Origin of the sequence: Klebsiella sp. LTGPAF-6F (genome assembly GCF_001753185.1) — a bacterium.
In the GTDB taxonomy this organism is placed as follows: domain Bacteria; phylum Pseudomonadota; class Gammaproteobacteria; order Enterobacterales; family Enterobacteriaceae; genus Klebsiella; species Klebsiella michiganensis.
Genome location: NZ_CP017450.1, coordinates 5,334,119 through 5,356,229 on the forward strand (window position 1 = coordinate 5,334,119; position 22,111 = coordinate 5,356,229).

Annotated in this window: 18 protein-coding genes, 1 tRNA gene and 2 pseudogenes; 11 read left to right on the forward strand and 10 right to left on the reverse strand. The window is 51.2% G+C overall.

The window, feature by feature from the left end; translation table 11 throughout:
* The first annotated feature begins 53 nt into the window (after nt 1-53).
* Nucleotides 54-1,310: a nucleoside permease gene (locus BJF97_RS24950; protein ID WP_049101233.1), complete on the forward strand. Its 1,257-nt coding sequence runs from the start codon at nt 54-56 to the stop codon at nt 1,308-1,310.
* Nucleotides 1,311-1,377: 67 nt separating this feature from the next.
* Here the strand turns inward: BJF97_RS24950 and BJF97_RS24955 are convergent.
* Nucleotides 1,378-2,016: pseudogene (locus tag BJF97_RS24955) on the reverse strand (ornithine decarboxylase); the annotation flags it as partial.
* Between the two features lie 66 nt (nt 2,017-2,082).
* On the opposite strand from BJF97_RS24955, the gene BJF97_RS24960 reads away from it, so the two are divergent.
* Nucleotides 2,083-3,087 carry an IS110-like element IS4321 family transposase gene (locus tag BJF97_RS24960; RefSeq protein WP_001567384.1) on the forward strand — a complete coding sequence of 335 codons (1,005 nt, stop codon included), beginning with the start codon at nt 2,083-2,085 and terminating at the stop codon, nt 3,085-3,087.
* Between the two features lie 250 nt (nt 3,088-3,337).
* Here BJF97_RS24960 and speC read toward each other — a convergent pair.
* Nucleotides 3,338-4,843, reverse strand: a pseudogene (gene speC / locus BJF97_RS24965) (ornithine decarboxylase); the annotation flags it as partial.
* A gap of 437 nt (nt 4,844-5,280) precedes the next feature.
* Here speC and BJF97_RS24970 point away from each other — a divergent pair.
* Both BJF97_RS24970 and BJF97_RS24975 read left to right on the forward strand, forming a co-directional pair.
* A complete protein-coding gene (locus BJF97_RS24970) occupies nt 5,281-5,997 on the forward strand; it encodes a DUF554 domain-containing protein (RefSeq protein ID WP_004135818.1) in 717 nt (238 codons plus the stop codon).
* Nucleotides 5,998-6,102: 105 nt separating this feature from the next.
* A tRNA-Phe gene (locus BJF97_RS24975) sits at nt 6,103-6,178 on the forward strand.
* Nucleotides 6,179-6,256: 78 nt separating this feature from the next.
* Here BJF97_RS24975 and BJF97_RS24980 read toward each other — a convergent pair.
* Together BJF97_RS24980 and BJF97_RS24985 are read right to left on the reverse strand one after the other, a co-directional pair.
* Nucleotides 6,257-6,463, reverse strand: coding sequence for a helix-turn-helix domain-containing protein (locus BJF97_RS24980; RefSeq protein ID WP_032692858.1), 207 nt, complete (start codon nt 6,461-6,463; stop codon nt 6,257-6,259).
* Between the two features lie 2 nt (nt 6,464-6,465).
* Nucleotides 6,466-6,927 (reverse strand): hypothetical protein, encoded by a 462-nt coding sequence (locus BJF97_RS24985; protein ID WP_032692859.1) that lies wholly within the window; start codon nt 6,925-6,927, stop codon nt 6,466-6,468.
* 517 nt (nt 6,928-7,444) lie between these two features.
* Here BJF97_RS24985 and BJF97_RS24990 point away from each other — a divergent pair.
* Nucleotides 7,445-9,355: a hypothetical protein gene (locus tag BJF97_RS24990; protein ID WP_032692860.1), complete on the forward strand. Its 1,911-nt coding sequence runs from the start codon at nt 7,445-7,447 to the stop codon at nt 9,353-9,355.
* Complete coding sequence (locus BJF97_RS24995; RefSeq protein WP_032692861.1) at nt 9,352-11,052, forward strand: hypothetical protein; 1,701 nt, start codon at nt 9,352-9,354, stop codon at nt 11,050-11,052. The genes BJF97_RS24990 and BJF97_RS24995 overlap by 4 nt, the downstream gene beginning before the upstream one ends.
* Before the next feature lie 106 nt (nt 11,053-11,158).
* Here BJF97_RS24995 and BJF97_RS25000 read toward each other — a convergent pair whose 3' ends face one another.
* From BJF97_RS25000 to BJF97_RS34835, 5 genes are all read right to left on the reverse strand, one after another.
* A complete protein-coding gene (locus BJF97_RS25000) occupies nt 11,159-11,857 on the reverse strand; it encodes a hypothetical protein (RefSeq protein ID WP_032692862.1) in 699 nt (232 codons plus the stop codon).
* A gap of 64 nt (nt 11,858-11,921) precedes the next feature.
* A complete protein-coding gene (locus tag BJF97_RS25005; protein WP_032692863.1) occupies nt 11,922-12,410 on the reverse strand; it encodes a GNAT family N-acetyltransferase in 489 nt (162 codons plus the stop codon).
* Complete coding sequence (locus tag BJF97_RS25010) at nt 12,407-12,700, reverse strand: type II toxin-antitoxin system TacA family antitoxin (RefSeq protein ID WP_032692864.1); 294 nt, start codon at nt 12,698-12,700, stop codon at nt 12,407-12,409. Before BJF97_RS25010 ends, BJF97_RS25005 begins: the two co-directional genes overlap by 4 nt.
* A gap of 378 nt (nt 12,701-13,078) precedes the next feature.
* On the reverse strand, nt 13,079-14,467 hold the full coding sequence (locus BJF97_RS25015) for an SLC13 family permease (RefSeq protein WP_032692865.1): 1,389 nt from the start codon (nt 14,465-14,467) through the stop codon (nt 13,079-13,081).
* A gap of 195 nt (nt 14,468-14,662) precedes the next feature.
* Entirely contained in the window at nt 14,663-14,839 is a 177-nt protein-coding gene (locus BJF97_RS34835; protein ID WP_177341169.1) for a hypothetical protein, read from the reverse strand.
* Nucleotides 14,840-15,012: 173 nt separating this feature from the next.
* On the opposite strand from BJF97_RS34835, the gene BJF97_RS25020 reads away from it, so the two are divergent.
* On the forward strand, nt 15,013-16,383 hold the full coding sequence (locus BJF97_RS25020; RefSeq protein WP_025105933.1) for a pyridoxal-phosphate dependent enzyme: 1,371 nt from the start codon (nt 15,013-15,015) through the stop codon (nt 16,381-16,383).
* Nucleotides 16,384-16,393: 10 nt separating this feature from the next.
* On the forward strand, nt 16,394-17,539 hold the full coding sequence (locus BJF97_RS25025) for a trans-sulfuration enzyme family protein (RefSeq protein ID WP_004854188.1): 1,146 nt from the start codon (nt 16,394-16,396) through the stop codon (nt 17,537-17,539).
* A 79-nt stretch (nt 17,540-17,618) separates the two neighbouring features.
* Here the strand turns inward: BJF97_RS25025 and BJF97_RS25030 are convergent, their stop codons facing one another.
* The gene (locus BJF97_RS25030; RefSeq protein WP_032692866.1) at nt 17,619-18,518 is read right to left on the reverse strand and encodes a LysR family transcriptional regulator; all 900 of its coding nucleotides are present in this window, start codon (nt 18,516-18,518) and stop codon (nt 17,619-17,621) included.
* A 98-nt stretch (nt 18,519-18,616) separates the two neighbouring features.
* On the opposite strand from BJF97_RS25030, the gene BJF97_RS25035 reads away from it, so the two are divergent.
* The 3 genes from BJF97_RS25035 (at nt 18,617) to BJF97_RS25045 (ending at nt 21,847) form a co-directional block, all read left to right on the forward strand.
* On the forward strand, nt 18,617-19,219 hold the full coding sequence (locus BJF97_RS25035; protein ID WP_025105932.1) for a short chain dehydrogenase: 603 nt from the start codon (nt 18,617-18,619) through the stop codon (nt 19,217-19,219).
* Nucleotides 19,220-19,325: 106 nt separating this feature from the next.
* Nucleotides 19,326-19,664, forward strand: coding sequence for a hypothetical protein (locus BJF97_RS25040; RefSeq protein ID WP_032692867.1), 339 nt, complete (start codon nt 19,326-19,328; stop codon nt 19,662-19,664).
* Nucleotides 19,665-19,924: 260 nt separating this feature from the next.
* Complete coding sequence (locus tag BJF97_RS25045) at nt 19,925-21,847, forward strand: tyrosine-protein phosphatase (RefSeq protein ID WP_032692868.1); 1,923 nt, start codon at nt 19,925-19,927, stop codon at nt 21,845-21,847.
* The last annotated feature ends 264 nt before the right edge of the window (nt 21,848-22,111 follow it).

The following is a 22,111-nucleotide window of genomic DNA, read 5'->3' on the forward strand; positions in this document are numbered from 1 at the left end:
CCATAAATGTTATTTAAAACACAAAACAATTCTATATCCGTGAGGATCAAAACATGAATCTTAAGCTGCAGCTCAAAGTACTGTCGTTCCTGCAGTTCTGCCTCTGGGGAAGCTGGCTGACCACGCTCGGCTCGTATATGTTCGTCACCCTCAAGTTCGACGGTGCGGCCATCGGAGCGGTCTATAGCTCACTCGGTATCGCCGCGGTGTTTATGCCGACGCTGCTCGGTATCGTTGCCGATAAATGGATCAGCGCCAAGTGGGTTTATGCCATTTGCCATCTGGTCGGCGCGCTAACCCTGTGGCTCGCCGCCCAAGTCACCACGCCGGGCGAAATGTTCCTCGTCATCCTGCTCAACTCGCTGGCCTATATGCCAACGCTGGGGCTGATTAACACCATTTCGTACTACCGCCTGCAGTCTGCGGATATGGATATCGTGACCGATTTCCCGCCGATTCGTATCTGGGGCACCATTGGTTTTATCCTCGCCATGTGGGGCGTCAGCTTCTCCGGCTTTGAACTGAGCCATATGCAGCTCTATATCGGCGCGGCGCTCTCCTTGCTGCTGGTGCTCTTCACCCTGACGCTGCCGCATATTCCGGTGGCCAATCAGCAGAAAAACCAGAGCTGGACCGCCATGCTGGGCCTTGATGCCTTCGCGCTGTTTAAAAACAAACGTATGGCGATCTTCTTTATTTTCTCGATGATGCTGGGCGCCGAACTGCAAATCACCAATATGTTCGGCAACACCTTCCTGCACAGCTTTGATAAAGATCCGCTGTTCGCCAGCAGCTTTATCGTGCAGCACGCCTCGGTGATGATGTCGATTTCGCAGATCTCGGAAACCCTGTTCATCCTGACCATCCCGTTCTTCCTCAGCCGCTACGGCATCAAAAACGTGATGCTGATTAGTATCGTGGCGTGGATGCTGCGCTTCGGCCTGTTCGCTTACGGCGACCCGACCCCGTTCGGCACCGTGCTACTGGTGCTGTCGATGATCGTTTATGGCTGCGCCTTCGACTTCTTCAACATCTCGGGTTCGGTGTTTGTGGAAAAAGAGGTTCGCCCGGAAATCCGTGCCAGCGCGCAGGGGATGTTCCTGATGATGACCAACGGCTTCGGCTGCATACTTGGCGGGATGGTAAGCGGCAAAGTGGTGGAGCACTTCACCCTCGAAGGGATTACCGACTGGCAAACCGTGTGGCTGATTTTCGCCGGCTATTCGCTGGTTCTGGCTTTTGCCTTTGTGGCGCTGTTTAAGTACAAGCACGTCCGCGTACCAACCGGGGCGCAGACCGTCGCACATTAAATAAACGGCTTACCCCAGATTTACGAATAAAAAAACGCGCCCCGGTGTTATCAACGGGGCGCGTTTTTTATGCTTTCAGCACATAGCCATATAGCCGCTTAATGCCGTCAGGGTCCGTTTCGCTGTAGACCCCCTGGAGCTCCGGCGAGAAGCCCGGCAGCATATTGACGCCTTCCTCCAGCGCCAGAAAATAGCGCAGCACCGCCCCGCCCCAGATTTCGCCAGGCACGACGCACAGCACGCCCGGTGGATACGGCAGCGCGCCCTCCGCCGCAATGCGCCCTTCGGCTTCGCTTAAGCGCACCAGCTCAACGTTACCGCGAATAAACTCGCGGTTGGCGTCCTGCGGGTTCATCACCGCGCGCGGGAAGCTCCTCTTGCGGAACATCTCTTTTTGCAAATCCTTCACGTCAAAGCTGACGTACAGGTTATGCATCTCCTGGCACAGCTCGCGGATGGTGTAATCCCGATAGCGCACCGGATATTTATTAAAAATGGTCGGCAGAACATCGGCCAGCGGGGTGTCGGATTCAATATGCTGCTCAAACTGGGCGAGCATCGCCACCAGCTGCGCCAGCTTCTCGGCGCTCTCTGCGGGCGTCAGCAGGAACAGAATGGAGTTCAGATCGCACTTCTCCGGCACGATGCCGTTTTCGCGCAGGTAGTGGGCCAGAATGGTCGCCGGGATACCAAAATCGGTATATTTAATGAGATGGTCACTCCCTCCTTCCCGGTACTATGCTGAGGACAGGCTTTCATTCGGAGAACTATCATGGAAAACATTGCGCTCATTGGTATCGATCTGGGTAAAAACTCTTTCCATATTCATTGCCAGGATCGTCGCGGGAAGGCTGTTTACCGTAAAAAATTTACCCGGCCAAAGTTGATCGAATTTTTGGCGACATGCCCCGCTACAACCATCGCAATGGAAGCCTGTGGCGGTTCTCACTTTATGGCACGCAAGTTGGAAGGGTTGGGGCATTCCCCAAAGCTGATATCACCACAATTTGTCCGCCCGTTCGTTAAAAGCAATAAAAACGACTTTGTCGACGCCGAAGCTATTTGTGAAGCTGCATCGCGTCCGTCTATGCGTTTTGTGCAGCCCAGAACGGAATCTCAGCAGGCAATGCGGGCTCTGCATCGTGTCCGTGAATCCCTGGTTCAGGATAAGGTAAAAACAACCAATCAAATGCATGCTTTTCTGCTGGAATTTGGCATTAGCGTTCCCCGAGGAGCTGCCGTTATTAGCCGACTGAGTACCATTCTTGAGGATAATAGTTTGCCTCTTTACCTCAGCCAGTTATTGCTGAAATTACAACAGCATTATCACTATCTTGTTGAGCAGATTAAAGATTTGGAATCCCAGTTGAAACGAAAGTTGGACGAAGATGAGGTTGGACAGCGCTTGCTGAGCATTCCCTGCGTCGGAACACTGACAGCGAGTACTATTTCAACTGAGATTGGCGACGGGAAGCAGTACGCCAGCAGCCGTGACTTTGCGGCGGCAACAGGGCTTGTACCTCGGCAGTACAGTACGGGAGGTAGGACGACATTGCTGGGAATTAGTAAGCGAGGTAATAAAAAGATCCGAACTTTGTTGGTTCAATGTGCCAGGGTATTCATACAAAAACTGGAACACCAGTCTGGCAAATTGGCCGATTGGGTCAGGGATTTACTGTGCCGGAAAAGCAACTTTGTCGTCACTTGTGCTCTGGCAAACAAGCTGGCCAGAATAGCCTGGGCCCTAACGGCACGACAGCAAACTTATGTAGCATAACGGCAGAAATACACCGGTTTAAAGAATTACTGATCTGGTTTTGCGAATACTGATATTGATGATACTAACGGCCCACCGGCCTGTTGAGGAACCTGTAAAACGGAAAGGCTCATTGAAGCCGTATATTTTCTGGAGGTTCATCAGGCGCGGAACTCATCAAGGCGCGGGAATAAAATCCCATTCAGACGCCGGATAGATTCAAGCAAGCCAACTTGTCGTCAAAATCGGTGTTGCAAAAACGGGAGTGACCATAGATTCCGCTCTCCGCATCGATCCCCGGCGTCGTCAGCAGCAGTTTACAGGGGTCAACGAAATACTGATCGCTGGCATAGCCTTCGAAGCCGTGCCAGCGCGCGCCCGGCTCAAAGCTAAAGAAGCGCCGTTCGCGGGCGATGGCTTCAGTGGGATGATCCTGCCATGGACGCCCCGCCACCACCGGTGGAATAAACGGCTGGATCATTTTGCAGTTGGCGATAATCGCCTTGCGCGCTTCGATACCCAGCGCCACGCACTCCGCCCACAGGCGGCGCCCGCTCTCTCCTTCGTGAATTTTGGCATTCACGTCCAGAGCGGCGAACAGCGGATAAAACGGGCTGGTCGAGGCGTGCAGCATAAAGGCGTTGTTGAGCCGCTTATGCGGGCAAAAACGTTCCTGTCCGCGCAGGTGGTTATCTTTTTTATGGATCTGCGACGTTTGCGAAAAACCGGCCTGCTGTTTGTGCACCGACTGAGTGACAAAAATGCCCGGGTCGTCCGGCGTCAGGTCCAGCAGCAGCGGCGAACAGTCGGCCATCATCGGGATAAACTGCTCGTAGCCGACCCAGGCCGAGTCAAACAGGATGTAGTCGCACAGACCGCCGATTTTATCGACCACCTGGCGGGCGTTGTACACCGTCCCATCATAAGTACCGAGCTGAATCACCGCCAGGCGGAACGGGCGCGGCGCATCGGCTTTTTCCGGCGCCGTCTCGCGTATCAGTTCGCGCAGATGTTTCTCATCGAAGCAGCGATCGTCGATACCGCCAATAAAACCAAACGGATTACGCGACGCTTCGAGATAAACCGGCGTTGCCCCGGCCTGAATCAGCGCGCCATGATGATTGGATTTATGGTTGTTACGGTCAAACAGTACCAGATCGCCGCGCGTCAGCAGCGCGTTGGTCACCACTTTGTTCGCCGCAGAGGTGCCGTTAAGGACGAAGTAGGTTTTATCGGCGTTGAAGACCTTCGCCGCGAACTTCTGCGCGTGTTTGGCAGACCCTTCATGAATCAGCAGATCGCCAAGCTTAACGTCGGCATTGCACATGTCGGCGCGAAAGACGTTTTCACCAAAGAAGTCGAAAAACTGCCGTCCCGCCGGATGCTTCTTAAAGAAGGCGCCGTGCTGATGGCCCGGGCACGCGAAGGTGCTGTTATCCATCTCAACGTATTGGGTCAGCGTATCGAAGAACGGCGGCAGCAGATTCTCTTCATAGCCGCAGGCGGCGGCTTCCAGTTCGAGCCACTCCTGCTCTTTGCCGCTAACGATGGCCGTCACGCCTTCTGGTTTTTCGTGGTCAGCGTCACTGAACAGATAAACCGGCAGGTTGAACCCGGTGCGTTTCAGTAACGCAAGGATGCCGCTGCGGCTGTCCGCTACGGTAATGACGACTGCCGCCACATCGGTAAAATCTGTACTGTCCAGGGCCACAACGCAACGGTGGGTGGACAGGCGGGATACCAGCTCGCGGCTGGCGGCAATGTGCATTGATTTCATGAGCGCGAATACCCGTTTCCGGAGAGTAAAAGGCTTCGGCCAGGGCGTCTGGGCTCTGGCCAACGAAATGTCAGGGTCTGACTGGATCCCAGCTCCGACCGCCAGACATCAGTAAAAGCAGACCGCGTCCGATCTTACTGTTGTCCTGCAGTGAGCCTGCGTTACGCTCACCGCATGGTGGGCAGAAGTTGCAGTGTAAGGGTAGCAAGACGAGGCTGCCTGCGCATCTGTACGCAGCGGCAACGGCGATGTAGCGGCGATGTCGTCATCACGGCGGCCTCATTCAGGAGAGGAGAAAATTCGCGCAATCATGTCACCTTTAAATCTACCGCGCAAGATGAATTACGTATGCAGCCATACCACGGATGCGCAAGCCTTTTGGCCCGTTTAGCGTCATAATAATGCAGTCATTAGGGATAATTAACAGGAGTCATGCTGTGGTTACAGGGCCATTTATTAACGCCGGCGCGGTCCTTTTGGGCGGCGTACTCGGCGCACTCTTAAGTCAAAGATTGCCGGAACGGATTCGTACATCAATGACCTCTATTTTTGGCCTCGCGTCGCTGGGCATCGGCATTCTGCTGGTGATCAAATGCGCCAACCTGCCGGTGATGGTGCTTTCAACGCTGGTGGGCGCGCTGCTCGGCGAAGTGTGCAACATGGAGAAAGGCATTAATACGCTGGTCAGTAAGCTCCAGCAGTTGCTTTCGCCCAAAAAGGGGCAGAAAAAGGTCTCAGCGCATGAGTCCTATATTCAAAGCTACGTCGCGATAATCGTGCTGTTCTGCGCCAGCGGAACCGGGATTTTCGGCGCGATGCGCGAAGGAATGACCGGCGACGCCAGCATTCTTATTGCCAAAGCGTTTCTCGACTTCTTTACCGCCACCATCTTCGCCTGCACCCTGGGGCTGGCCGTCTCGGCCATTTGCGTACCGATGCTGGCCATCCAGCTGGCGCTGGCGGCCTGCGCGTCGCTAATTATGCCGTTAACCACGCCGATGATGATGGCGGATTTCACCGCCGTCGGCGGCATGCTGCTGGTCGCGACCGGTCTGCGCATCTGCGGAATTAAAATGTTCGCCGTGGTGAATATGCTGCCGGCCCTGGTGCTGGCGATGCCGATTTCAGTGGCCTGGACGGCGTTTTTCGCCTGAAGATGCGTGCTTTTGACGCAATGTGGTGATAGATTGTTCAGTCTGCTGCGAAACAGATAAATTTCGTTGACGAGGTGCGGTGAATCAGGTTTAATGCGCCCCGTTGCCCGGATAGCTCAGTCGGTAGAGCAGGGGATTGAAAATCCCCGTGTCCTTGGTTCGATTCCGAGTCCGGGCACCACTATTTAAAGAACCCGCCCAAAAGGCGGGTTTTTGCTTTTCTGGAAATGGAAATCCGCAGTCCCCATCTCTGGCCTGACTAGTTATAACAGGAAGGCCAGATTTTCTCTGGCGCAACGCCCAGCGCTTCGGCGATCAGCCTTTCGCCTTTGGGCCAGTGCCTTATCAGCGCGTTTGTCAGCGTGGAGGACGCCAGCCCGGATTTGCGGGAAACGGCTGAAAGCGACGTTCCACGCTTTTTCAGCGCCGCGATAATATCTGCGGAATGCCATTCCGGTTTCATCATGCTCATGCCGCCTCCCCATCAATAAACTTCACGCCGTCGACGGTGCGCAGCCAGCGCGGGGCTTTCATTTCCGCCGCGAAGTAGTTGATCAGGTCGTACAGCAAGTAACTCAACTGTTTCTCCTTTTCAGAAGAAAATCCCTGCTCCGCCAGCGTCTGCGTCAGGGCGAGGCAGTAGCGACAAAGCTCGGTGCATTCCGGTCCAAACTCGGGGGAATTCGCCGGGAGAGTATCGACGGTCAGGCTTTCAACAAGATGGGGCGGGACGGGTTCTAACAGCGTAGGCTGGAGCAATGTCAGAGCGGCGTTGAGCCTGCCGCAAAGCGCCATTTTGAGCGTAGGATCGTCGTTTTCTATCAGGGTTTCGGCGAAATTTTCGCAGTGATCGGCAAGGACGGTGAAGTCCGTAGCGGCATTGAAGTGAACGGAAAGTAACGGGTGTGTCTGGATGAGGGTAGTAGCCATAGTGGCAGCCTCCTGTAACGGGTTAAAAACCCACCACCAGAGGTTCCAATCTCATGGTGGTGGACTGAACGGGGTTGGAACTACCGGCGTTACAGGCAACCGGCGCACCTTACGGTGCCCCCGCCCAGCCCACCATTGAGGTATAGCTGAGCGCACGACATAAAAAAAGACGCGGGCGCGTCGTATGTCGCCTGTAACATTTCTCGGGGTTCCAATCCCGGTACCTGAATTTGCAGGTGCGGGTAAAAGATACCGCGATTAGGGATTAACGGCAAGTGAGGTTGTGGAAGGTGGGTCGCAGAAAATAAAAGATCCTGTTGGTGAGGTATAGTTCTCTATGTATCAGCCAATTCGTTAAACCAGGTATCGATCCTCTTCCACAGTATGCAAAACATATCCATGCTTATGATAAAAAGCACAGATATTGATTTGATAAGGCTGGCCAGACTCATTTTTCTGGTATAAAGCATAGAGTTAAAACTTACAGGCATAACCCGGCCCTACCGGAGGAATGATAATGAAGGATAATATTGTTCAAAATATCGCTCATAAACTTTTTTTAGCAAGATCCGATGTGCTGGCGCATGAACTCACTGAACAGGAACTTTCTTTTTTACTGAAAGAGAAATTAGAAGGCTATTATTTAAAGGGCGATAAATTAATCTTTTCATCTTATGAAGATAGAGATCATTATGTTGTTCGTCATTATTTTTCAGAAACAGACAGTGATTGCGCCGATGCGGAGAAAACCATAATACAAACTGCTTTTAGCATATGGGAAAAGTCTTTGCGCGGCGATTGTTCAACCGCTGGCTTATTTCTCAGTTTATATGAAGATAAGATCAACGTATGGCAGGTGCTGCTCGCATCTAAACGTAACCAATATGAGGTTACATCTCTGGCCGATCAATTCATAAAGCATTCCAGAAATATAGATATAAACACTCTGTTTAATTTCTTCTCCGTCATTTACAAAAAACACAACCAATACGTTGGTACATTTACATTATTAGGAGAACGACTGACCAATAACCCTCAAAAATGTTATGAGATAATTAATAAATTTCATTCAGATATAAAACTAGAAACTCTTCACCTCTATAACATTACCTTATTTTCATTAAAAAAAGAAAACTATGCATCGGCTATTGATATTTTGCTCGATGATATAGAAAAAAATGACGTCATTTTGTCTCCTCAAGCACTGTGCATACTTGGCAGATTTGTAGAAATAAATAATATAGAATATCGTAACGATGAAATAAAATTAATCATCAAAGATAAGATTGCTTCTCCGGTTACAGATATTTCCAATGCTGCTATACAAGCAACCGTAAACACAATAGATAAAATACCTGATTTTTGTCAAATTATCCATAAGTTACTTAAGGATAATCATATAAAAACAATAACATTGCTTTGCCAAAGAATAGCCATGGCTAAAAACTTACAATCTCACGCTGACTTTCCTGACTGGATAAATACCATCTGTATTAACTCAGGAGATGATGTCGAACTCAGAGGACTAGTTTTTCATATTTTATCATCACTCACTGAAGATGAAACCAAACATCAGCTAGTGATTAGTTGTCTGTTTGTAATGATAAAAAATGGTTCTATAGTGATAAAATCTCAGGAAATAAAGAGCTTTTTATATAATGCTACAAAATCCAGTGAGTTAATAAATAAAATTTTTACATTAGCACTTATTGATAACATTCCAGAAATCGCCGAGTTTTCACGATTACTATCCACACATTTAATGGTTAATGATAGCAGCCATTTATTAAGTTATAGCCTTCCAATTATTAACAATTTTACAGAAAGAGATTTCATTTTTCTGGTACGAAGAACTCTGGGGTTTATCGTTAATGAAAAACATTTAATGTCGTCGATATTATCATTACTGAATGTTGATAACGCAAATAAAAGAACCGATAATCTTGTATTATCTGTTATATCCAATGAAATTGCCATAGACTATCCAAATTATGTAATTGATGTAATAAGCGAATGCAAAAATAAAATCGTGAATAAGAAAAACCATAAATTGAAAATATATGATGATATACTTACCCATACGGAAGACTATCTGAATTCTCTAAAAAAATACCCACGAAGAAAAGAATTCGAACCGCCTTCAGCGTATGTACTGTCCTTTCAAAAAGAACGGGATAAAGTCATGGCTAAAAATCAAGAGATCAGCAATGAGGATTCATTTTTATCTAAAATAGCCACCCGCATTCCACTAAAAGCAGGAATAGCCTCTTTCCATTACAATGATCGCTTTAATACCGGGTATAGTGAACCGTCGTACCTTCATCCATTTTCGAGTAGCTATTCTCTCCCACGAAGGCATGTTATGGACAATGTTGGCTATGAAATACGTACGGTAATGTTCAGGACAGCAAAAAAGGATACAATATGAAGGTATTAATTTCTCAATATATTCGAACATTGAAAGAGAGAAATGAACTCGACAGACTATTGCCTAATTTATTATTATCAATGGATATCGTTCCTCTATTTACTACACAAACGGGCACAAGACAATATGGTGTCGATATTGCTGCAATAGGTAAAGATCCTGACGATGGAGAAAAAAAACTATTTATATTTGTAATTAAACAAAAAGATCTAGGTAGATCTGAATGGGATTCTGGACCACAATCCATAAGACAGAGTTTAAATGAAGTTTTTGATGTTTACCTTAGAAAGCATTTACAACCAAAACACAAAAAGTTACCAAAGAAAATCATATTATCCACCAGCGGTGATATGAAAGAAGAAATAAATCAAAACTGGGCCGGATATCTGGATGTTCATAAATCCTATGAGTTTGATTTCTGGGGAGCAGACAAACTTTCCACTTTTATTGAAAAATACATGTTAAATGAACATATATTTAACGACATTGACAGAACCGACTTAAGAAAATCTCTATCATTGATTAGTGAAAATGATTATTCACGGATTGATTTTCATCGATTATTACTACGAACACTGATGCTTGATAATGAAGGAAAAAAAATTAAAGAAATCAAGAAAGCAGAATTGGAGAAGTCAATCCGCACCTGCTATCTCGCAACTAATATATTAGCTTACTGGGCGATACAGGATGGCAACACCAAGCAAGCTTTATTTGTATCCGAACGATGCTTGCTATGGGTATGGCACCGGATCAATCTTGAAAAAGATCCAAAAAAATACTTCTCTGCTTTTGAAGTTATATGGCAAGGTTATATTAACATTTCTGCTGAATATTTTTCCAACCTTCAGCCATATTTTCATGAAAAATATCTTGTTTCTTTATACTCAACTGAAAGTTCCCTGGTCAATATAACTGTCTTTGAACATATTGGTTTACTTGCAACTCTCGGATTAAATAATTTTCTCCTCGCACTTAGAAAAGATAATAATGATGGAGTACTTCACATTCATAATGCCGAAATCGTTGCTGATAGCTTGTGTGCATTAATCATAAACAATCCCGCATCTGGTTCACCACGTCTTGATGAGAATGTCATTGAAATTACTCTAGGATTAATATTTCTTTCTCTGATGGGGAGAAAAGAAACTATTGAAAATTGGCTTAGAGAACTAATTTCGAGGCTGGACTATGTACTTAGGATTGGACGAGAACATCCAATATCAACAGACTCTATTGACGATCTCATCAGTATGGAATGCAATAGCAACGATACATATTTAAAAGAAAAAACAACAAGCATGTCCTGGATGATTCCCACCTTAATGGGATGGTGTGTAATACTGGAAAAAGAAGAAGGATATCGCGCATTATTAACAGGTATAAAAGAATCATATACTAAAGTATGCTCTCAGCTATGGTATCCAACGAATGATCTTTATAAACATCTTTACTTTCATCCAGCACAATCCTTCACTGGTGAAACTGAGGCACCAATAACATTCCCTGATAATATGAGTGATTATAAAAACAGAATGGATGAGCTACGGGAAAATGAACGATATAATATTTTCAAAAATTCAAGTGCGGTACAGGCAGGTTTAACTATACTCGATTTCATTGCCTGCCGACATTTTAGAACACCTGTACCCTCTGTTCTTTGGTATGGAATGCAAAAAAAACAGAGTGATAACTGACTTTTTTGTATTTTATATCACTACTCACCAATGGGCAGTATCTTAAAGCCCATTGGTACCTTTTAGAAGTATCTTTTGATTCATGATGTTGCCAGCCTGTTCTTTACTAAAGAGTTCTAATCCAGAGCGTCTGCTTTAGTAGAGATAACTGGTATTTATACCGTTCAGTCACTAATTTTAAAGCAATTGCGCCAAGAGACATGCCAAAAATTAATGCCCAGACAAACCCTAGCAAGGTATCTGCATAGCCAGAAAAACCGTCTCCCCAGAGAAAAAACGAAAAATTAACATCCCATCCAAAAAATTCTTTCATAAACGGAACCGAAAATGCCAGTAACGCAAATACTGCTGTTTTCTCACCAAAGAAAGCTTTAACGCGATTTTCATTGGCGGTAATTTTTTTTATCAGTTGAAGTTCTGCATACTTGAGTTCATTTTCATCATAGCGGCGCAATGCTGCTACATGCCCTTCATCTTCCTGAACTTCCTTCAGAAAACGAGTCAAAGTCATTGTTTTCCATTTAAATAGACCTAATAACATCAATGCTGGCTCAACTAATAAAGTAAATATTCCACTCAACATCATCAAAATGAATAAAAATTTACTCACTAAGATGAATAGCTTCTCAGGAAAAAATGCGTAGATTCCAAGAGGGAGTAACATTAGCAGTAGGAAAATAGAACTAACGATCAACCCACGTAAAGAAAGTCTTTTAGCTAGAAGCTCTAATGGATCGGCCTGATTTGATGTAATGCGCTCACAACGATTCAAATATCCCAGTATTTCATCAACCCGATACAGCATTTCTATTCCCTGAGTAATTTTATCTAAACACAGAATTTAATGCAGAATGGAACAAATATATCTGCTAAATACTCTCCACCAAATCCCCCAAAGTCACCATGAGCATCATCGGATCTATCAGCGATGGCTCGAACCCCACGCGCAGGTAAAACTCCCGCGCTTCATTCGACAGAGCGTGAACCAGCATCCCGCGAATACCGATAGTTTCCGCCACCTGAATCACCCGCAGTCCGGCATCCCTCACCAGCGCCCGCCCAACGCCTTGTCCATGTAGCGACCGATCCACCGCCAGACGTCCCAGCACTACAACCGGGATCGGATCGGGCATATTGCGACGAAAGCGGCCGGGGGCGGTGTTTGTCGTTACCGCGCTGGACGCCAGCGAGTAGTAAGCCATCACCTTAGCATCGTGGCAGCAGACAAACGTACGGGACGCGCCAGAAAGCTGGTTCTTCATCGCCCGCTGTTTCAGCCAGTTATCCATAGAATCCACGCCGCAGCAGAACGGGGTTAGAATGTGCCCGGCATGAAGCGGCTCTGGTGTGGAGATCATTTTTCCTGCTCCCACGGCGCAGGGGTCTGCATAGTTTTACGCAGTGCGGCATTGGGCGCAGGAGCCTGATCCAGACGGGCAAGAAATTCCTGATAAGCCTGCGGATCGGCCATAATGATGCGCTGCTCGATCAACGCTTCCTCGGCAGCAGCGCGGGCAGCTTCCAGCACAAAGTCAGTGCGGTTTTTTCCTCTGGCTTTCGCCGCCCGATCGATAAGATCGCGCTCAGCGGGCCTGATGCGCAGGTTCAGAGTTTCGCGTTTCATCGCCATACTGTTTGCGGCTGGCATAGTGTTGTCCTCTTGTGTTTCTGTGGATATTAAGTATACAGCACGCGTAACGTAGATGTCATTACGATAAATTTATAAGGAATCGGAGTATCGAACCAAAAGGTTTTCTACTTATTTTAATCCACCATTATGATTTACAAGCAAAAATACGGATCAACCTATGGGTCTTGACAATATAAGGGGAAAGAATTTATGATAAAAATCAAATTGATAAGTAACTGAATGTTCCCGAGTCCAGGCACCACTATCTAAAGAACCCGCCCAAAAGGCGGGTTTTTGCTTTTCTGCGGCCGGACTCTCCATCGAACTCCGTTCGATTATTCGCCGCACGGCAGTCTTAATTTGCAAGATATTGGGTGGAAACTCGCTTATCAGAAGTTATACCCAAAACAACATGCTAAATCCGGTCAAAACGACGATACAAGCGACATTCAAAAACAGGCCGGCGCGCATCATCTCCTGCTGCTTGATATGGCCGGTGGCGAAAACGATAGCGTTTGGCGGCGTCGCCACGGGCAGCATAAAAGCACATGAAGCCGCAATGGCAATCAATACCGACAGAATCACAGGCGACATGCCGAACGCTTCGGCCACTGAGGCAAATACGGGAATGAGCAAAGCGGCGCTGGCCGTATTACTGGCAAACTCGGTCAGAAACACCACGAATGTTGCAATCACCAGGATAATAATAAATATCCCCATATGAGCCACCATCCCGCTAATCTGGTTTGCCAGGAACAGGCTGGTGCCCGTCTCTTTCAACACATTACTTAAGCAGATACCACCGCCGAATAATAACAGCACGCCCCAGTCAGCCGTTTTCTCTATATCCTTCCAGTGAACCACCCGGGCGAAATTGACTAATATAATGGCGCCTAAAGCCACGATGGTATCGAAGGATTTAAAACCGCCCAGCAGATCGTTAATGGGTCCGCTGAAAATCCAGAAGAATACGGTAAGGCCAAAAATAGCCAGGGTGACTATTTTGCCTTTATCCCAATCGACCTGCTCAGTATTCGTTTCGAAGGTCCCCTTAAGTTCCGGCCTGAACACGAGGTAAAGAATCGCAATAGCGACTGGCAGTAAGACGATCATTGCCGGGAAACCGAACTTCATCCAGTCAAAGAAGGAGAGCCCCACCTCGGCGGCGGCAATCGCATTCGGTGGACTGCCGACGATGGTCGCCATCCCGCCAATGCTGGCGCTATAGGCAATACCGAGGAGCACAAACACATAGGTCGAATGGCGGTTTTTGCCATCGACTTTACTCAGGATCCCCAATACCAGCGGCATCATCATTGCGGCCGTCGCCGTATTACTGATCCACATTGACAGCAGCGCCGTCACGCCAAATAGCATAAAGACCGCGAGGCGCATTTTACCCCTCGCCATCGCTAATACCTTATCGGCAATGACTTTATCCAGCCCCTGCACATGCATCGCCGCCGCCAGAGCAAAACCGCCGAGGAAAAGGAATATCGTTGAGTTGGCGAAACTGTTTAGCGCCGCCTGGGTATTAAATACCCCCAGCAGCACGGCCATGACGGGAACCATGATTGCCGTAACGGTCACGTGCAGCGCTTCCGTTAACCATAATACGGCGATAAAAGCGAGCATACTCAGCCCCATGACCACCTTCGGCTCATAGGGTAGCGTGTTGTAGAGAACGATAAACAAAACAATATCGAGCAAAATGATGATGCTGTTACGATTAAAAAACCACTCATGGGTATTGGTGGGTAAAGGACTCATGTCGTTTTTATTCATAGTAGCTTCCTTGTAACTGGTTACGACTGAATCATTACATGTATATGTCTTTCAGGTATAAATTATGTTCCTGTTCTGTTAACTGGATCGTACCAGACAATTTCCCGGCCGAATGACACCCAAGTCAGGATATTTCCGGAAAGAGGTTCCTGATATAGACGATTTATTGAAGCGAGCAGGCCGACTTTATTAGCTTTAATTTCCTTCATCTGAATTTCTGTCTTTGGCTGCCGCGCCGGTATACGCGGCGTTGATAGTTTCACCAACACCTAAAATAGCCCCAAAGAACCATCGATTATTTTCGGCAATCCATTTCTGAAATAGAGATAAAGCAGCGCGTAAAAACTGATAATTCGGTGAAAAACCGGGCAAAAGCGCTATTTTCTGGAAATCGACACGCCCAGGCGGCTAACAACCTTTCCCTCCGGACGGCTAAAAAGCATCTTATATTCCTTTTTGCTCTTAGCGGCAGACAAAAGTTCTTTAAAATGCCAATTTTGCAGCCCTACCATTCAAATCATCTCGATACGAATGGGCAAAATGTTATGTCAGTTTTTCATTCCGTTAGCGACCTGATTGGTCATACTCCCCTGCTGCAGCTCCATAAGCTTGATACCGGCCCCTGCAGCCTGTTTCTAAAACTGGAAAATCAAAATCCCGGCGGCTCGATAAAAGACCGCGTCGCGCTATCCATGATTACGCAGGCAGAGCGCGAAGGGAAATTAAAACCCGGCGGCACGATTATCGAAGCCACCGCCGGCAATACCGGCCTCGGTCTGGCGCTGATCGCCGCGCAGAAAAATTATCGCCTGATTCTGGTGGTGCCGGACAAAATGAGCCGCGAGAAGATTTTCCATCTGCGCGCGCTGGGAGCGCAGGTGCAGCTTACCCGATCGGACGTTAACAAAGGCCATCCCGCCTACTATCAGGACTACGCCCGGCGCCTTGCCGACGAAACGCCAGGTGCCTTTTATATCGACCAGTTTAATAACGAGGCTAACCCGCTGGCGCATGCCACCACCACTGCCCCGGAGATCTTCCAGCAGCTGGATGGCGATATTGACGCGATCGTCGTCGGCGTCGGCTCCGGCGGAACGCTCGGCGGGCTTCAGGCCTGGTTTGCTGAGCACTCCCCTGAAACGGAATTTATCCTCGCCGATCCGGCGGGCTCCATTCTGGCGGACCAGGTCGAAACCGGGCGCTACGGCGAAACCGGCTCCTGGCTGGTGGAAGGGATCGGCGAAGACTTTATTCCGCCGCTGGCCCATCTTGAAGGCGTCCGCAGCGCATACCGCGTCACCGATAGCGAAGCTTTCGCCACCGCCCGCCAGCTGCTGCAGGTTGAAGGCATTCTGGCAGGCTCCTCTACCGGAACGCTGCTCACCGCCGCCCTGCGCTACTGCCGGGCGCAGACATCACCTAAACGCGTGGTGACCTTCGCCTGCGACAGCGGCAATAAATATTTATCAAAGATGTTTAACGATGACTGGATGCGCCAGCAGGGCTTTTTAAGCCGTCCATCGCGCGGCGATCTCAGCGATTTTATCGCTCTGCGCCACGACGAAGGAGCAACCGTCACCGCCGCGCCGGACGATACCCTGGCGGCCATCCTCGCGCGTATGCGCCTCTACGACATCTCGCAGCTGCCGGTGCTGGAAAACGGCCGCGTCGTCGGCATCGTCGACGAATGGGATCTGATTAGCCACGTCCAGGGCGACAGTCAGCGCTTTTCTCTGCCGGTCAGGGAAGCGATGACCCGTAACGTGGAGACCCTGGATAAGCACGCGCCGGAAAGCGCGCTGAAGGCCATTTTCGATCGCGGCCTGGTGGCCGTTATCGCCGACAACGATCGTTTTCTTGGCCTCATTACCCGCAGCGATGTGCTGACCACCTGGCGTAACCGACTCGAACAGTAAGGACTTCTCAATGACAAATTTGCATACCCTGAGCGTACATAGTGGCACATTTACCGATGAACACGGCGCGGTGATGCCGCCTATTTATGCCACCTCCACCTTTGCTCAGCCCGCGCCGGGGCAGCATACCGGGTACGAATATTCGCGCAGCGGCAACCCGACCCGTCACGCGCTGGAGACGGCGATTGCCGACCTGGAAAGCGGCACGCGCGGCTACGCCTTTGCTTCCGGCCTTGCGGCCATCTCAACCGTGCTGGAGCTGCTGGATAAAGACAGCCACCTGGTCGCCGTCGACGACGTCTACGGCGGCACATACCGGCTGATTGAAAACGTTCGCCGCCGCAGCGCCGGCCTGCGGGTGAGCTGGGTGAAGCCCGACGATCTGGCGGCCATCGAAGCGGCCATTCGGCCCGACACGCGCATGATCTGGGTTGAAACGCCGACCAACCCGCTGCTTAAGCTGGCCGACCTCAGCGCCATCGCCGCCATTGCGCGGCGGCACAATATTATCAGCGTCACCGACAACACCTTCGCCTCGCCGGCTATCCATCGTCCGCTGGAGCTGGGCTTTGATATCGTGGTGCATTCGGCGACCAAATACCTTAACGGCCACTCCGATGTGGTCGCCGGGCTGGCGGTGGTCGGCGACAACGCCGCGCTGGCGGAAAAGCTGGGCTACCTGCAAAACGCGGTCGGCGGCGTCCTCGACCCGTTCAGCAGCTTCCTGACGCTGCGCGGTATTCGTACCCTGGCGCTACGTATGGAGCGCCACAGCAGCAATGCGCTGCTGCTTGCCGAGTGGCTGGAGCAGCAGCCGCAGGTCGAAAGGGTCTGGTTCCCGTGGCTGGCCTCGCATCCGCATCATCAGCTGGCGCGCAGGCAGATGGCGCTTCCCGGCGGAATGATCTCCGTGGTGGTCAAAGGCGACGATGGCTACGCCGAGCGGATCATCCGCAAGCTGAAGCTGTTTACCCTCGCGGAGAGCCTCGGCGGCGTGGAAAGCCTGGTGAGCCAGCCGTTTAGCATGACTCACGCGTCGATCCCGCTGGAGCAGCGTTTAGCCAACGGCATTACTCCGCAGCTGATTCGTCTGTCGGTAGGGATTGAGGATCCGCAGGATCTGATCGCCGACTGGCGCCACGCGCTGCGCGACTAAGCAGATTGCCCGGCGGCGGCTAACGCCTTGCCGGGCGACAAGATCCCCCATCACATCAGGCCCGCCGCCCGGCAGAGAATTAAGCAGTCTGCCCGGGCTGGCCCTGCCCCTGCAGAAGATGCTCAACAAAGCGCGTCAGCTTCGGCAGCGGCCGCAGATCCTGCCGCCAGAGCAGGTGAATCGGCCTCGGCTGCGGGGTATACGCCTCGAGCACGCGCACCAGTTTGCCGCACTCGAGCGCATCCGCCAGCAGCACTTCCGGCTGCAGCAACAGCCCGGCGCCGGCGATCGCCGCCGTTCGCAGCGCGTAGCCATCATTACAGCGCAGAACAGCGTCGCGCTTCCAGCGTACGCCCTCCTCCGCGCCCGGCAGCTTCCACTCATTGCGCGCGGTCCACACCGTATGCGACAAACAGAGATGATCGGCCAGGTCCGCAGGCGTTGTCGGCGTACCGTGGCGGGCTAAATACCCGGGCGCGGCGCAGATCGTCATCCGGTAGGGCGCGAGATACTTTGCCACCAGATCGTTATTGCGGATCTCGCCGATGCGGATCGCCAGATCGATGCCCTCATCCACCAGATCGACCATCCGGTTGGTCAGATCCAGCTCCACGCGCACGTCGGGCCAGGCCTGCAGAAACGTGGCGGTCAGCGGGGCAATCACGCAGGCGCCAAACGACGTCGGCGCGCTTATCCGCAGCGTGCCCGCGGGCGCGGCCCGTAGTCTCTCCACTGAACTTTCGGCGATGGAGACCTGCTCCAGGACGCGTTTCGCCTCGTCAAAATAGACCCGCCCGGCGTCGGTCAGGCTCTGGCGGCGGGTATTGCGCTCAAGAAGACGGGTATTAAGCTGCCGCTCGATCAGCGCGATATATTTCCCGACCATCACCGCCGACATCTCGAGCCGCGCTGCGGCGCCGGTAAAGCTTCCGCACTCCACGACCGCAATAAAGGTCTCCATCGCCCGCAGCTTATCCATATTACAAACCCCTGGTTAGCAATCATTTAACTTTTAGCCAGTTTATCCGATATTTGTTTTATTAAAGAATAGCCTCTCACCCGAGAGAGGAACCTGCTATGAAAATCATCATTATTGGCGCCAGCGGTACCGTTGGCCGCGCGGTTGCGCAAGAATTAAACCAGCGTCATGAAGTCATTCGCGTCGGCCGCACTCAGGGCGACTATCAGGTCGATATCACCTCACAGCAGAGCGTGCAGAACCTGTTTGCGAAAACCGGTCGGGTAGACGCGATTGTTTCCGCCACCGGCAATCTCTTCTTTGGCCCGCTGGCGACCATGACCGACGGCGATTTCAACCAGGGCCTACAGGATAAACTCCTGGGGCAGATTCGCCTGGCGCTGACCGGCCAGCATTATCTGAACGACGGCGGATCTATTACGCTGATTAGCGGGATCGTCGCCCATGAGCCCATCGCTCAGGGCGTCAATGCAACCACCGTCAACGCCGGGCTGGAAGGATTCGTTCGCGCCGCCGCCTGCGAACTGCCGCGCGGAATACGTATTAACCTGATTAGCCCCACCGTATTAACGGAATCGGCGGCAGCCTACGACGGTTTCTTCCCCGGTTTTACCAGCGTCCCCGCCGCCAGCGTGGCTCAGGCCTACCGCCGCAGCGTAGAAGGCGTTCAGAGCGGACGGATCTATAAGGTCGGCTACTGACCGGCGCCGCTGCGGGCCGGAATTACGCTGCCGGCCCGCGACGGCGCTTACATCCTGTTTCATCAACAGCTACACTGATCCTTCAATTTGCCTTTTTGAATGACTCATGTTGAAGAAACTCGTTTTTATTGCCCCGCTTTTGGCGCTTATCGCTCTACTTATCTGGTGGTTCACGCCCCGCTACGCCGAAGAGGACGTCGCGTACTACCGCTCCGTCTTCTGCGTTATTGACCATCAGGACAGCCGTGCGTTTCTCCGCGATATGGAAAATATGATTGAAGGCGGCAATTCGGATTATGCGCTGCATAAGACCCACTACGTGCCCGCTCTGGGCCAACGGATGCTGGACACCTGGCAGCAGTTGACGCCGGAAGAGCAGAAAAGTATCAGCCAGGACCAGCAGCGCTGTCGCCAGCTGATGAGCGAAAAGCAGCGCCCGGATTAAGGCGTATTACTGCGCAAAATGACTCGCTGACAATAATAGAAAATAACATTCTGCTGCGACGAGCGGAATGTTAAACATAAACATGGCGAATGAATAACAGTATTTAGCGCGCGAAAAAGTTATATTTAATCGATATCCTGACGTTATTATCACCCTATTTATTTTAAAAAAATCGTTCTGGAAATAATTCCGTCACAATCTCCTCTTATATTTCCAAGCCTTAATAAACAGTAAATTATAACCAATAATTATCGAGGCTTATGTTGATTCGCTATATTCCCGTTTCGCTCTCTCTGGTCGCCGCCGCCGTTTCCGGCGTGCTCTACGCTGCGCCGATAAATACGCCCGTACTCGCTACGATGGATAATTTCCGCGATATCGCTGGCACGACGTCTGTTTATACCACCAGCCACGACGGCACCCTGCGCACCGGCGTTTTTTATCGTTCTAATGCCCTGGCATTATCCTCCGCGGACCAGGCGACGCTGAGCACGCTCGGTATCAGCGATGTTTATGATTTGCGCACGGCCAGCGAAATCGCCAGCAGCCCGGACGTGATGCCCGACGGGGCGAGATATACCCATATTGATATCATCGGCAACACCGCTTCGGGCAGCAACATCACCTCAATAACGTTCAGTAGCGCCGCTGAAGCCAAAGCGATGATGCAGCAGACCAACGTCTCCTTCGTCAGCGATGCCGGGATGCGCGCCCGGTTCACCACGCTATTTAACGATCTGGCCAGCGCCGACGGCGCAGCGCTGTTCCATTGTACCGCGGGCAAGGACCGCACCGGCTGGACCGCCGCGATGCTGCTGAACATTGCCGGCGTCGATGAGGGGACCATTATGGAAAACTACCTCGCCACCAACGACTATACCCGCCAGCGCGTCGAAACGACCCTGGCGATGATGCCCCCCGCCATGGCGGCGATTTACGAGCCGCTGCTGGGCGTCGATGCCAGCTATCTTCAGGCCGGGCTGGATGAAATCAGCCGCGAGTACGGATCGGTGGATAACTATCTGAAGCAGGGCCTGGGGCTGTCGCAGGAGACGCTCTACGTCCTGCGCGGCAAAATGGTGCAGTACGGCCAGCTGCCGGGACAAAGCGAACTGCGGGGGAATGCGGCGCAGGGCGCTGCGCTGCTTAACGCCCTGCAAAACAGCGAGCTATCGGGCCGCTACACCGACTATAACTATTATCTGCAATCGGCCATTGATGCCGGAACCCTCGGCGGCGTGGAGACTCAGGTCGGCGGGCAGATTTACGCGGACGCCGCCAGCTACCTGCTGCGCAGCGGCTCGCGATTAGACAGGGCGTTAACGCCGAATATTGATAGCCGTCAGCTACGGGATGGGGAAGGAAAGCTGTGGCTGACCGGGCTTAGCGGCTATCTTGGCACCGATGGTTCCGCCCGCGCCGCCAGCAGTAATGAGCATACCACCGGCTCGCTGCTGGGCTATACCTGGCGGTTTAACGCGCAGCTTAGCGGCTACGGCACTCTGGGATATAGCTGGGGCTCGCTGGGCAGCGCCAGCGCCGATGCGGATGCCAACACCACCCTGCTGGGGTTCGGCGGTCGCTATGCTTTTGAGGATTTAAATCATGGCCTCTTTGCCGCCGCCGATCTTAACGCAGGCTGGATCGATTATAGCAGTACGCGCCGGCTGAATGGCGGGCTGGGTACGGCCACCGGCGATACCCATGGCCAGCTGGTTGGCGGCACGCTGCGCCTCGGCTACGTCAGTCCGCTCGATTTTGCCAGCGTTGAGTACGCCGTCGGGACCCGCCTGACCCACCTGCGGATGGACGCTTTCCGCGAAAGCGGCAGCGAGCTGGCGCTCAACGTCGACCGCGTCAGTGAAAATAACGCCAGCGGTATTGCCAATGTGAGTATCGCATTTCATTCGCAAAACGGCGGCGGCTGGCGCTTCACACCGGCGATAAATATCGGCTATGAACACAGTTTCAGCGGCCCTTCGGTACGCACTCAGGGACAGGTTTATCACTATGAGGTCGTACAGAACGCGGCCTTCGATAGCCGTGACATGGTCAACGCTGGCGCCAGTTTGAGCATCACGCGCGGTGCGCTGAGCCTGAACCTTGGCGGCCAGGCTGACGTCGCCAGCGGCGGCGACAGCCACGGCTACAGCGGCAGCCTTAGCGTGGGCTACGCCTTTTAAACATCCCCAGCAGGCCGCCGCCGCGGGCGGCTTGCTCTTAGCCACGAAATTGCAAAGCGGTTAAACATACACCGCCGAGGATCGGCGCATTTTTCGCCGCCATGGGCAAAACGAAACGCTGGCAGGAAAGGTAAAACAGAAATTATGTTTCAATCCGCTACTGGCAGCGGCAATCATCAATCTGATGCATGATTGTCCTTACCATAAAAAGTAGTTGATCTGGTATCGACAAGCTCTTATTTTGCTTCTCAGTTTTTAAACGAG